This is a genomic window from Acidovorax sp. LjRoot117, from assembly GCF_964252695.1.
In the GTDB taxonomy this organism is placed as follows: Bacteria; Pseudomonadota; Gammaproteobacteria; order Burkholderiales; family Burkholderiaceae_C; genus Acidovorax.
Map to the genome: position 1 here is coordinate 15,243 of NZ_CAXUPO020000005.1, position 12,504 is coordinate 27,746.

At 57.3% G+C, this 12,504-nt stretch carries 12 protein-coding genes; 3 read left to right on the forward strand and 9 right to left on the reverse strand.

Annotation, left to right across the window (positions count from 1 at the left end; all coding sequences use genetic code 11):
* Window positions 1–543: 543 nt before the first annotated feature.
* The gene (locus tag ACSQ3D_RS15200) at window positions 544–1,545 is read left to right on the forward strand and encodes a site-specific integrase (RefSeq protein ID WP_436127471.1); all 1,002 of its coding nucleotides are present in this window, start codon (window positions 544–546) and stop codon (window positions 1,543–1,545) included.
* Between the two features lie 73 nt (window positions 1,546–1,618).
* Here the strand turns inward: ACSQ3D_RS15200 and ACSQ3D_RS15205 are convergent, their stop codons facing one another.
* Window positions 1,619–2,413, reverse strand: a complete 795-nt coding sequence (locus ACSQ3D_RS15205) for a DNA/RNA non-specific endonuclease (RefSeq protein ID WP_436127626.1) — start codon at window positions 2,411–2,413, stop codon at window positions 1,619–1,621.
* Window positions 2,414–2,768: 355 nt separating this feature from the next.
* On the opposite strand from ACSQ3D_RS15205, the gene ACSQ3D_RS15210 reads away from it, so the two are divergent.
* Together ACSQ3D_RS15210 and ACSQ3D_RS15215 are read left to right on the forward strand one after the other, a co-directional pair.
* Window positions 2,769–4,205 (forward strand): reverse transcriptase domain-containing protein, encoded by a 1,437-nt coding sequence (locus tag ACSQ3D_RS15210; RefSeq protein ID WP_436127472.1) that lies wholly within the window; start codon window positions 2,769–2,771, stop codon window positions 4,203–4,205.
* Between the two features lie 220 nt (window positions 4,206–4,425).
* Window positions 4,426–5,100 carry an SLATT domain-containing protein gene (locus ACSQ3D_RS15215; protein WP_436127473.1) on the forward strand — a complete coding sequence of 225 codons (675 nt, stop codon included), beginning with the start codon at window positions 4,426–4,428 and terminating at the stop codon, window positions 5,098–5,100.
* A gap of 204 nt (window positions 5,101–5,304) precedes the next feature.
* Here the strand turns inward: ACSQ3D_RS15215 and ACSQ3D_RS15220 are convergent, their stop codons facing one another.
* The 8 genes from ACSQ3D_RS15220 to ACSQ3D_RS15255 form a co-directional block, all read right to left on the reverse strand.
* Entirely contained in the window at window positions 5,305–7,296 is a 1,992-nt protein-coding gene (locus ACSQ3D_RS15220) for an ATP-binding protein (RefSeq protein WP_436127474.1), read from the reverse strand.
* A gap of 330 nt (window positions 7,297–7,626) precedes the next feature.
* Window positions 7,627–7,854, reverse strand: a complete 228-nt coding sequence (locus ACSQ3D_RS15225; RefSeq protein WP_436127475.1) for a hypothetical protein — start codon at window positions 7,852–7,854, stop codon at window positions 7,627–7,629.
* Window positions 7,855–7,862: 8 nt separating this feature from the next.
* Window positions 7,863–8,198 carry a helix-turn-helix domain-containing protein gene (locus tag ACSQ3D_RS15230; RefSeq protein WP_436127476.1) on the reverse strand — a complete coding sequence of 112 codons (336 nt, stop codon included), beginning with the start codon at window positions 8,196–8,198 and terminating at the stop codon, window positions 7,863–7,865.
* A gap of 68 nt (window positions 8,199–8,266) precedes the next feature.
* A complete protein-coding gene (locus ACSQ3D_RS15235; RefSeq protein WP_436127477.1) occupies window positions 8,267–8,689 on the reverse strand; it encodes a PIN domain-containing protein in 423 nt (140 codons plus the stop codon).
* Complete coding sequence (locus ACSQ3D_RS15240; RefSeq protein WP_436127478.1) at window positions 8,686–8,964, reverse strand: type II toxin-antitoxin system Phd/YefM family antitoxin; 279 nt, start codon at window positions 8,962–8,964, stop codon at window positions 8,686–8,688. The genes ACSQ3D_RS15235 and ACSQ3D_RS15240 overlap by 4 nt, the downstream gene beginning before the upstream one ends.
* A gap of 324 nt (window positions 8,965–9,288) precedes the next feature.
* Window positions 9,289–10,371, reverse strand: a complete 1,083-nt coding sequence (locus ACSQ3D_RS15245) for a hypothetical protein (RefSeq protein ID WP_436127479.1) — start codon at window positions 10,369–10,371, stop codon at window positions 9,289–9,291.
* Window positions 10,372–10,874: 503 nt separating this feature from the next.
* The gene (locus ACSQ3D_RS15250) at window positions 10,875–11,981 is read right to left on the reverse strand and encodes a hypothetical protein (RefSeq protein ID WP_436127480.1); all 1,107 of its coding nucleotides are present in this window, start codon (window positions 11,979–11,981) and stop codon (window positions 10,875–10,877) included.
* On the reverse strand, window positions 11,978–12,382 hold the full coding sequence (locus ACSQ3D_RS15255) for a hypothetical protein (protein WP_436127481.1): 405 nt from the start codon (window positions 12,380–12,382) through the stop codon (window positions 11,978–11,980). The genes ACSQ3D_RS15250 and ACSQ3D_RS15255 overlap by 4 nt, the downstream gene beginning before the upstream one ends.
* Window positions 12,383–12,504 lie beyond the last annotated feature (122 nt).

Genomic DNA, 12,504 nt, shown 5'->3' on the forward strand with positions numbered 1-12,504 from the left:
ATGTACACCGCAGGAGTCCTGAGAATCCCATCGTGTAGGTGTGACGTGCCTCACGAAGGCTGACGATTGAACTGCGGCTACTGGCCGATAGTACGCATTCGTAAAGACTGAGCGAGAGCCCGTAACCAGCCTTTCGCTGTCGTTCAACTGCCACCGTGAATCGCGCCACTGACCGGCAGGATTCATTGCAGCAATCATTTCTGGTCGTCAAGTTGGCCTATCGATGTGTGTCAGATAACCCAAATTTTGGAGAATTCTCCTATTCTTACCCCGTGGCTAACAACCTGAGAAAATCTAACAAACTCACTGCAATAGTGAGGTGCTGGTGATCGCTCTCCGTTGTCTTGAGTTCGCAACTTCCGACTTTTTCGCCAAACCTCAGGGTTGTGCAAGCCATCCGCCCAGCATCCAAACAGTCGAGGAATTTTTTCTCGAATATCAGGTAGTGAGAAGACACAGTTATCGACTGCCAGATGACCACCAAAACGGCCCCATTCGCGGGCCGTTTTTTATTGTTTTTCCAACCCGTCCATAGGACTCACCATGAAGAAAATTCGCACTCCGCAGGAGGGCGCTGGCGCAGCTTTGTCTGCTCGCAGCACCAACACATCCAACCGCAAGCAGCCAACGCCGTTAGAGGGCGTTTTGAGCGGTTTTTCGGCCGCGACCGAGCAGTTCATAGCGGCAAGCCAGTCGGCGGCTACCAAGCGCGCGTATGGCTCTGATCTGAAGCATTTTTTCGCCAACGGCGGGAGTGTTCCAGCCAGCCCAGCCGTTCTGGCCGAATACCTGGCCCGGTGCGCAGAAAAATTGTCGGTGGCGACCTTGGAGCGACGGGTGACCGCCATCCATAAGGCTCACCTCGAAAAAAATCTGGAATCCCCGGCCCGAAGCGAGACGGTGAAGCGCGTGATGCAAGGCATCCGCCGGACACTGGGCACCAAGCAGCGGCAAGTGCAGCCCATGGTCAAAGATGATCTGCTTGCGGCATTGGTGATGATTGACCGGCAGAAAATGCCCATCAAGGCCGCGCGTGATCGAGCCTTGTTGTTGGTGGGCTTTGCCAGTGCCATGCGCCGTTCCGAGTTGGTAGCGGTGAGAGTTGAGCACCTGACCTACCTGGCCAATGGAGTGGAGATTTTTCTCCCCTCCAGCAAGACCGACCAAGACAAGAACGGGCGCACGGCGTTCATCCCCCATGCCAACGGCGAGCGTTGCCCGGTGCGTGCCTTGGCGCATTGGCTAGAAGTTTCGGGAATCAATGAGGGGTTTGTGTTTCGTGCCGTCAGCCGTCATGACCGCGTTGCACGGCATGGTTTGTCAGCGCAATCGGTGGCGCTGGTTGTGAAGGCTTCGGTAGAGCGCGTAGGCGGTGACTCGAAGAAAGTCAGTGGCCATAGCTTGAGAGCTGGGTACTGTACAAGCGCAGCGGAAAAGGGATTGCAGCCGTGGCAGATACGTGAGCAGACAGGACACAAGTCAGACGTGACACTCGCCAAATACATCCGTCCTGTGGCTCGCAGAAAAATTCCGAGCTTGCTATGAGAGTTGGATTCTGACGCGTGCCCCTTTGATAGTCGATAGGCAAAGCCAGCCCTGACGCTGGCCTTGCAACGATTCAGTGTTGCAGTGAGATTCTTGGCAAGAATTCGACCCCCGTGCGCTTGACCAGCTCCTGGTAGCTAATCGGCCGACCCACCGTCTCTCCCTCCCGGTTTTCTTGCCAATGCGCCCAGGCTTTCTGGGTGGTGGCGTCATAGACCAGCTTGTACAGATACGTGGGCACCTTCACTCCGTTGGTTCCGATGCGAGGCCCAGCGTCCGTGAACACCGGCCCCGTGATCACGAAAACATTTCCCTTGGCCCGCTGCACATAGTGCCGCGTGTCCTGCTCGATCTTGTTCCATGCACCCCCGTTGTGCCGCGCATTCTGCGGAACCATGTTCGCGAGGCTGAAGCTTTGGGCCATGGCTGTAGGCGTGGACATATCCCCCGCAGGCGCCATATGTCCTCGGCTGTACCCAGAGTTCTTGTAGTCCTCTAGTTCCGCACGCTCACCCCGTGGAAGTCGCGCATCCGCAAACAAGCGCTTCGCTCGCTTCTCGTTGGCATCTTTCAGTATCTGCCGATTCAGACGCTGCGCCACATAGACCGGCGTCCGGGTAGCGCCGCTGTGCAGCACCGCAAAGGCCTCGTAGCAAAGCTCCCGAAGCTGAGGGCGCGGCGTGATGGTTGGAGGTGTGCTATTGGCAAAGAACTGCGGGCACTGCGCAAAGCTCGCCGGCTCGGGCGTGAGCAGCGCTGCACTGTCGAGTTGGGGAAATCGTGCCCAGGAAGGATTTGGAAGAGCGGCACCGGCCAGAGACAAGAGCAGCGCAGCGGCTAGGCGCAAGCGGCCTGGCCCAGAAAACATGTGATTCACAGAGAGTGGCGAGAGCAAGAAACGGGTGCTGATTGGAGCACCCTTCAGCACCTGCAATTTGGGCCGAATGCGTAGAACTGGCAGAGGTTTACCGCTGCTTGCAGATGCGACTACGAAACCGAATCGGCTTCAGCCTGCTCGAAGCTACTCAATCCAGTCAAGGTCGGCTCCGCAGCGGATGCGGTCTTTCTATCCGCGCAGCTCGACGCCCGGAAGCAGTCTTTCAGATTGACCTGCCCCTAGAACCCGTTCCAGCCGTTGTGACGAATCGGCGTGGCCGCTATGCCGGCCTACCCGCGCTTCAAACCATGTACCCTCCAGCAAAGACCTAGGGAGGGTAAGAAAGATGGAGCTGATCAAGGGGCCGCTAATTGGAATGGTTCCACCACCGCTTGATGACGACTTGCTTTTCAAGTTGTTGTTCTCAGCCGAAGCGCTTGAAGCAGTCTTCCGTGAGAGGTTTGCTACGACGACCGGCAAGGGGATAGACCGCTTAAATGGGTTCCAGTTTTCTGCGCGCTCAAAGGCGGAGTTCGCCGTGGTCTCGGAGAAGATTATTTCCGGGCGCTTTCGATTCAGCCCATACCTTGAGGTACTTCGGCCGAAGTCCCGAGACAAAAAGCCGCGCTTGATCGGCATCCCGACGGTCCGTGATCGTGTGGTACTGCATCAACTCAACAAGTTTTTGGCGGCCAAGTTCCCGGAGCGGGTTCCGAAGAACGTAGCGAGTACCTACGTGCGGGAACTCTCGCAAGGGCTTCAGTCGCTACCCAAGGACACGACATGGATCTGTAGCACCGACATTCAGACCTTTTACGACGACATCCGACAGCCCCGACTGTTATGGCTGCTTAGAAAGCGCGTCTCATGTGAGGCAGTGAACAAGTTGGTGGGCCACGCAATTGCCACACCTACGGTCCCGAAAAACACCGGCCGAGCACGTCACAAGGACTATGTATCGAAGGGCGTGCCCCAAGGCTTGGCAATATCGAACATCTTGGCGTCGATCTTCATGCAGGACGTGGATGACGCCATGAAGAATGCCGGCGTGACTTACTACCGCTACGTTGATGACGTGCTCATGTACGGAAGTGAGGAACCTGTCCGAAAGGCCTTCGCGTCGCTCAAGAAGCGCTTGGCGCATCGAGGATTGAAGCTTCATTCGGTAGCCTCTGGAAAGACGCACATCGAACCGCTGGCCAAGCCTTTTGGGTACCTCGGCTACACGTTCTGTATACCGACCATCTCCGTTCGATCTTCGACTGTCGAGAAGTTCCTCCAGACCATCGCTGCGAAGTTCAGCGACTACGCCCACAACAAGGCGAAGCGGCTTGAGAAGTTCAAGTACTTGAACGAGGAACGGTTGAACTCGATCTTCTTGCTGGAGTTGAATGAGCGCATTTCCGGCGCGATTTCCGAGAAGCGGCGATATGGCTGGATTGCGTACTTCAGCCAGATCAACGATCTCACCTTGCTTCACAAGCTCGATGGCGCGATCGCAGGCATGTTCTCCCGGCTGCCGGAATTTGGTGGAAAGCCGCCTGCAGATCTCAAGCAACTCAAGCGGGCCTTCCACGAGATCAAGTACAAGCCGTTAGGCGGGTACATCAACAACTACGACCTTATCGAGTCGCCAGCGGAAATGCTGACGTTCCTGGTTGCACGTGGGCGCGTTTCGGACGACGAGCTGTTGACGGACGCGCAGATCGTTGAGCGCTTCGAGAAATACCGGAAGAAAGCGCTGGCAACGATGCACGCGGACGAAGGTGTGCTGTATGGCTAGGTGCGCTAGTATTCGATCGGGCGGAAGACGTCTATCGCGGAAGCGATACCCCGTGGAGGAAATCTCCGCGGGCGGCCGTGCTCTCATCGGCGCAAGCAGGACGCAATCTTCAGGGGTTGTGGAACCTTCTCGAGAACGACGCAACACGCCGTTGCCCGGGAAGTGGATCTGACTGATTTCCCAGCGCCTTCCGCCCACCCAATCTCATTGATTCATCCCTATGAAGAGTTTCTTGTATGACCTTCGCACCAAGGCCTGGCGAACCGCGGGCGCGCGCTACAACGCTTCGCGACGCCTGAAGCGCAGAGAGTGGGTTTCTACGAGCAGCCTTGCATTGCTCTCAGCGCTCAGTATTGCCGTTGCCTTTAGCCAGAAGGTCTACGCGAAGGGGGGCACGTCCTTGGACGACTACTTGTCCGTGGTCGCAATGGGTATCGGGGTGCTACTCCTTGTGATTAGCCTGCTTGAGTGGGGGGCAGGGTACGGAGTCCGAGCTGCGGAACTATTCAAGAATGCAGAGTTGCTCACTAACTACCAGCTTAAGGTCGCACAGACGTTGAAGGTGATGGAGTCGGGTGGCGCGGTGACTTTGCAGGAGGTGGACTCCCTGCGGCTGGAATACGAGGCTGTGAAGGACCGGTGCACTACGAATCATCAACCCATCGACGACGCACTCTTTCGAGCACAGAAGAGAGCGGACCCAGCGTTCAGGGTAGGACAGAAGACCGACGGCGCGCTCCAGATGAACTGGCTCGTCGCGCAGGCTGTCAAAGTCGCTTGGCTCGTTTCCGAGCTCTGGTTCTTTGGATTTATCTGGGCACTAGTGCTCTGCTCTATCGCATATGCGTTTTGCTTGGCGAGTGCGTGTGGAGGCACGCCACCGGCTGCTTGTTAGCCTTGCGCCTCATGTGGCAGCAGCAACTTGGGTCAGGCGGGCGCCTACAGCGCTTCGACGGTAGCCCAATTCGGGGTGCACTCCTTGTACGCCTTGACCAGCGCTGGAGCACCGCATAGCTGTCATTGGTGAATTTCCACCTTCAGCCTGTACCTGTCGGCAAATCCGCCCCTCCCGTTGCGCGATCTCAGGCAAGCGAGGCGCTCACTTTGCCGCCGCGACTACGTCTCCGCTGGCTGGGGCAGGCTCGGGATCAAAGACGCCTTCCAAGTATTTGGCGTAGTGCTCCTGCAAGTGCTTGAGGGAGGCGCCTTTGTCAGCTTGGTATTCAAGCCGCTCTTGGAAGAACTTCATGCGGCTTCTGTTCTCCGCCAACACCTGGCCCCAGGTCTTCACGAAGATGCAGACGTTGTCCTTCTTGTGGATCAAGCCCGACTCGTCGGTCATGCGGAACCTCGCGTGCGGGCCGACATCGTCGCTGATTACCCAAAACACCCACGACACATTGACGTTGCGAAACCTCTGGTCATCCATGACCGAGGCGGCATAGCCCTCGATCTGCGAAATCTCTTCGGTGTTAACTTTGACCTTCGGAGCCTTCAACTCGACCACCAAGTGGGTGATCGAATCGGAGTTGTGCCGCCTGGTGGAGCGGGACAGCATCAAGTCCACGATTCCGCGCTCCTGCGAGACATGCTTGACCGGGGCGTCGATGACGATGTCCTCCCCGAGAATTTTCTTGTGCGAGCGCAGAACCTCGGTCAGCGATTGATCATCGACCGACAGCATGAAGTCCTCGCCGAACATCCAGCAGTTCTGGGCGACGATGCGATGCAACTGGCTGCGCTCTTTGAGCCGCTTCTTGGGCTCGGGATCGAACAGCACCGCCTCAATGCCGGTCAGGAACTTCAAGCGATCCGCCACGATCTTGGCGGAGCTGATGATCGACGACAGCGACACGTCGCGCAGTAGCCCTGCGAGCTCCTCTTGCTGGCGCTTAGGCAGCCGCAGCACCTCGTTCAAGATGACCTGCAGCTCCTCGGGGCTCTTCTCAATCGCCTGCCGCAGCATCCGAAGCTGGAAGGACTTGTTCTGCGGGGCGGAGCTGCCGAACTCGGGCAGATTCTTGGCGACACTGACCGCGACGATCTCGAACACTTGCCGCTCGACTTCTTCGACGCGCGTGGCCGGATCGCCGTCGAAGGGATACACCTTCTCCGTCTTCCACTCCTCGACGTAGCTGCGCGCCTCCATGGCTGAGCGCTGCCGGAAGTAGTCCTTGATCGTCTTCTGGGCCTCGTCGATGGCCGCCACGACGGGCGTCTGCATCTCCGCCAGGTCAACCGTCCCCTCCTTCTGCGCGACCGTCAGATAGGAGGATTCGAGATAGGCCGTGAACTGGAAGTCGCCGATGTGAAATCGACGATCAACCTGCACCAGCGGGAAGCGCTTCTCGTTGCAGAGAAACAGAGCTCGGTTGGACAGCCCTTTCCACTCAACGATCTCGAGCCGGACGGGATGTGTCTTTCCACCGGCTTCGATGTCGGCCAAGTTGATGGCCTTCCGGCTGGCGATCATTTGGGCCGGATCAATGCGCTTGCCACCAATGGTCACATTGACATCGGGATAGTCGGCCAAATAAAGGGCGAAGACTTCGGCCAATACGTGAATGCCGGCGTCGCTCACAAACGAGCGAAAATCTTTGTGGGGATCGGAAATCGTCAGGGTGACACCAGTATCAGTAGGCTTTGAGACTTCAACCTCATCGGAGATATTCACATGGCGAATGTCGTTGGCTGACATCGTGATCGAATACTTCCAAAGCTTCTCGTCACGCTTGTATGTGACAGCCCATTCAGCGCGGGTTCCAATGGCGAACGCCTTGAACCGCCCGCGCCCCTCTTGGCCGTGTAAGAACCTTCCGGTTTCGGTGGAGCCTCCCGGCTTCTTCCATGACCCGCCGAGGCGCCGAAAAAACTCTGGCGCCCTTGCCCTGGGAATTCCGTTGCCATCGTCTCGAATGATGACTTCCGAGAGGGTTTCCATCTCGTTGTGCCCAAACGAGATAGAAACTCGGGCGGCATCCGCGTCCAGGCCATTCCAAATAAGTTCAGCCAAGGCCTGCACTGGCTTCGCGCGAGTGATCTTTTCCAAGAAGTCCGATTGGACCTCGACCGGATACTGTTGCTGGGCCATGGCGAATCTCCCTTTTTGCGCATATTCTCGCACTCGGATACGGTCTGCCAGGGGGCTGGCGATAGCTGAGAGGCTGCTTGCAGGCAACCTCAGTCGACCCTGCGAAAGACGATTCAGGGGCGGAAGTTCAAATTCACCCGGGCCGCGACCGGTCATTCTCAGCCCGGCGGCACGCGCCGGCCGGCGAGTCCCCGGTCTCGGGTCTCGGGTCTCGGGTCTCGAGGCTCAAGCGGTCGCAGCCGGCCTGCATCGAATGACAGGTGACCGCTGCAGCTAACGTTCAGGTGGCCATGGGCGAATGACTCTGACCAGCCTGTTGGCGGCATACGATTACCCCTTCGATTGCTGCACAAGGTTGCGAGCCAGCTCGAATTCATTAATCAGGCCATCTACATCCACCGCATGCGTAACAAGCAGCCGGTCTAGGTTGTTTGCGACGCGCCGAAGTTCGACCACATCGGCCTGAGATGGAGGCTGCACGGCGGCAAGCACTCCGTTCACTCGGACGCGAGCGCCCATTTTTACTGGATCGGCCATAACTGAGACAGGTTTGGACACATCAGCCCTCAAGCATGAGCAAGCATCAGATGCCCGACTTCCGACTTGGCAGGCCGAACCTTGATCTCAATGTCATAGCCAAGCCGGGTGAGGCAGTCCATCAACTTCCGCTCGGACAGATTATTGAAGTCGCCGCGCATCATGTTGGAGACCTTGGGCTGCGTGATGCCCATCAGCTTCGCTGCCTCTTGCTGTGTCAGACCCCGGCTGCGCATGGCCTTTCTGATCTCGATGATAAGCCCAGTTTTGATCTTCAGCTTTTCGGCGTCAGCCAGGCCGAGGTCGGCAAACACATTGCCAGAACCACGATGCACTTCAACGCCATCAACAAGTCGAGTTTTCATTTGCGCAACTCCTTTGGGCGCGATTCAAGGTGTCCGTCTTGCGCTCGGTTAACGTAGCAGCCCATCCATCACCTCCCCAGGAAAAGCGCGATCCGGTCTGTAGTCCAGGTTGCTACGCCAGTGCCGAAGAAATCTGCATCTTCAGTCCAAACAGGGCAGTCAAGCACCATCGCGCACGCAAGCACCGGCCAGTCGTCAGCATCCCGCATCTCAATCCTGCGCAGTGCTTGCTGTTGGAGCCCACCGTAAACTTCCATGTCCATGGGGTGGACGATGCGCTCAAGTGCATCGAGCACCAGCATGGCGGGGATGGGATCAACCCCTCGTTTTGTGAGCAGCGCAGGCAAGTATTTCCGTGCATCTGCATACGCCACATCGGGGGCGAAGAACTTAACGGTGGCAGCGTGCGCCTGAATCAGTTCTCGGACTCGTTTGCCCAGCACCGCGCGAATCAGGATGTTGGCATCCAGAACGATGGCCGCGCTGCTCATTTGGCCTTGGCACTGGTGGCAGGAGCGCTCTTCTTGCGGGCTTTCTTGAAGTCGGCAACTATGTCCTCTACATCCACACCCTGCGCAGACAAGAGCTTATCGAGTGACTGACTGGCTTTCTTCAGAGCCACCAAGTCCGCCTCGGCTTGACCGTGTACGGGAATGAAGTAGCCGACTGTCTGACCGTGGCGAGTCACAGCAACAGGGCTGCTGGCCGCGATGTACTCGGCTAAGTCTGCTCGGAACTCGCGGATTCCTACCTTTGTGGCTTCCATGGCCGAACTCCTTATTTGTGAATCAGTGTGTACACATTTTAAGCTATGCGATGAAGGCTGTCAAAGTGCACAGGGGTGCCGCTGCGAGATGGGCGACGCCAAAGAGGTTTTATCCACTGGTAACAGACGCCATGTAACCGAAGCATGCGTTCCGCCGCACTGGACGCTGCTGGACTTTGGCCAAAAGAACTGCTGCTGGCGAACCAAATTCTGATATTCGGCATGCCGTTTGCAACCACCAGAACGGCCAGCAAGCGCACTTTTCTGGTTGGCTGGCACTGGTGGACGGAAAGCGCTCAAAACGCGATCCAGCCGATTGGCGGCTCAACGCAAACGGCAGCGCTTTTGCTGCGGCTGCTCCGAGTGACTGTCCGGCGGCTCGAACGCTTCTGGCGGGAACATCCGGGTGTCGCGCAGCGCATCGCATGCTTGCTGCCACAGCTCTTCCGGTTTCCACCAAGCGGCCTGGTGGCTGCGCCAGAAGGCGTGGACCTTGCGCGCGTGCTCGGTGTGCTTGAATGCCTCCAACGCGGCTTTGACGCCGTCCTGGCGGGACATAGCAAGAAACGATTTCTCTGTCAGGGGATCAAGTTCGGTCCCACTGGCGGACAGATCGGCAAAGTGGAAACGGGCAAAGCGGTTGGTCTGATGCGAGAGCTTCCACAGCGGCAGGCCGCGCATCTTCTTACCGCGCACTTCAACGCGGGCGATCTCAGGACCGCCGAGAACTCGTTTTAGCTGTTTGATCTTGTTGGCTTTCAGTGGGTCATCATTGAAGCCCGACGAACCAGACTGCGCAATCGCCAAGATCGCGGCATGAACAAGCTCTTGCTGCTTGTTGTAGGCAGTTGTCTCGTAGTCACTTCTGACGCTGCCAAAGTTGTAGCCCTCAATGACGCCGCCTTTGCCAACGCGCTTTGCCATCATGCTCATGCGCTGGGCGTTGTCGTAGCGAACCAGCATGCGGGTTAGGGCAGCATGGTAAATGTCCACTGCAAAGTGAACGACGTTCAACAGCGGGCGACGCATCAACTCGTTGTACTCGTGACGACCGATCAGGCCGCGCATGACGTGATGGATTTGCCGGGCGTCACTATCGGCAAACTTGGCGGGGTTGCACTCAACGCGAATGCCGCCCTTCTGGCGCACGGAGTCAACTGCACCGATCTGAACCAGTGCTTTGCTGCCGCCGCCAAGCAGGATGTTGAAGTTCTCACGATACCGGGACTTGCCCAGGTAGGCACGCTCGCACGTCCCAGATTCGATCAGCTTGTTGATGCTGCTGCGCAGCTTTTTGAGAACGGTATCTTGATCGAGGCGATCCAAGTGCCAGGCCAGGATAAAGGCCAGACCATCGACGACGGGCGGTTGGGGAGTAGGTTGCAGAGCAACGGGACGGATTTTCATATCACTGCTTTCAACACTTGATGGATGGAGCTGATAGCTCTCGGGCATATCGACTGCATCTGCCGCATGGGGTTGGCGCTATACGAGCACGGTCATGAACTCGCCGCCGTAGGCATGCTGCTTCGTGTGAGTGCAATCAGGCGCTGTGCACCATGCGGCTGATGCACAAGTTATTTACAGTTTTGTTTTTTGGCTCTGAGTGCAGATGGCTGGTGAAGCCAGTGGTTGCAGTCAGTGGCCGGTGCAGCAAGAAGCCGTCTGCTGATGCGCGAAACCGGGCTGCGCGCTCCGCGTGTTGTGGTGGCGCTGATGTGGAGTGGCTAGCTGCTGGTGGCGAGTGGTGCTGGTACTGCTATTCGTCGGTATAGCTGGTACTGGTCACATTCATCACACACATCACATAGCTCAATCACACTCTTGTTAGAGTCACCGGAACCAACACCAATACAGCATCTGCACGGGAGCTCATTTGCACTCAGAGACCCCGTGCGTGGTCATCACGGCTACCGCTGTTTGCGCGGAATCACAATGTCGTTGTTGCGCGTGTTGCGCTCGTTGCGGCTGGCTGGCGCAACGGGTTTTGCGTGGTCAAGATCATCCAGATCATCGCCCGCGTCGTCGTCCGCCTCCCAGTCGTCCGGTTGATGCTCATCGTCGTCGCCATCCTCGTCATCTGAATCGCCCGCGCTAGAGTCTTCTTCGTCGATGGGATCGAGATCACAGGCCTCCAGCCATTCGGCCAGCATCGCACCATCCCATCCGTCCGGCACAGCCCCAAACACCATGCGGAGCTTGCGACTCACATTGGACTTATTGAGCCCAACAAGCTTGCCGATCTCTTCCAAGCTCCATTCGTCAGCCTTGAGGATCGCCATCAAGCGCGTCTTCAGGTCATCAGCGACGTAGGGGGTGATCTCGGTTTCGAGACCGTCATCAGTCAGCCGCACACAGCAGAGCACCTTGCCGCTCGCCTGATTTAAAGGGCTTGCCAGCTCAGGGCAAGAGAAAACAAAAGCTTCATCGAAACCTGGATTGGGTGGGCACGGTGCGACCACGAAAAGCTCATTTGGAATACTTGAGCTATTGGCGTCATAGATCAGATCAGGGCACAACAGAATTAGGTATGCGCCAATAGCTTCTGCTGCCCGCCGCAAGTGAAGCAGACCCTCAATGTCAGGGGCTGCGCCTGCGGGTTGCTGCAGCACGATGCAGCTAGCCTCGCGCTCCTCACGCCCCAGAGAAAGTGTTGCGATGGCGGCAGGACTTGTCCAGTCCAACTCCCTCGATGCCTCACGGTACGCAAGCTTGAAGTTGTCGGTGGCCAGTGCTGAAATACCCAGCATATTGTGGATGCCACGTAGTTGTTCCAGCTTGCGCGGAGTGTTCCTAAAGAAGCAGATCACTGACTCGCAATCCGGCATGGGAATTGGAAGGTCGGCGGATTGTTTTGCAAGGGCCTGGACCATGACGGCGTGAACGTAGAGCGTCACAGCACTGTACTGCCCGACAACCATCGTGAGACCAGGACTGAGTGCTGAGATCGCAATCAGGGATTGCGCAAGCTTGCTCAGCTCTTTTTTCTTGTTTGGACGGTGAGAATCGCGGCTCATGCTACATCCCCTACCAATGCCCCTGCAGCATATGCTTTCACAACGGAAAAAGGCAACATGCTGCTACGCCCAACTTTCATCGGAGCCGGCAAGACACGCTTTTGAATATCGCGGTAAACAGTCGCATGAGAGCGCTTGCTGATAAAACAAGTAGCCGCAATGCTGATCGAAGGCTCCATCCCTGCATCGCACTGCGCCTTGATGACCGCGAGCTCACGAACGAAGGCCGCCAGCTTGCGGTCTTCGCGCATTTGCTTTTTGTCTGCAGTAGCGATGACTGGTTCTTTGCCACCCAAGGGCAGCGAGGTTGCAAGCAGTTCGCTGGCACAGCGAGTTGCCTCAGCTCGCACAACTTCGTGCGGGGAGAAAAGCTGTTGCAAGTGCGTCGTTCTGATCTTCATGATTTGTCCTGAGTAGTTGCGAGATGCCAGTGGCCACCGACAGGACGAAGTTTCTTGAAAGAACGACCAGAAATAAGTGACGCGAAACGGTACCTTCGAGCGTCACATTGGGGAAGCGGGCG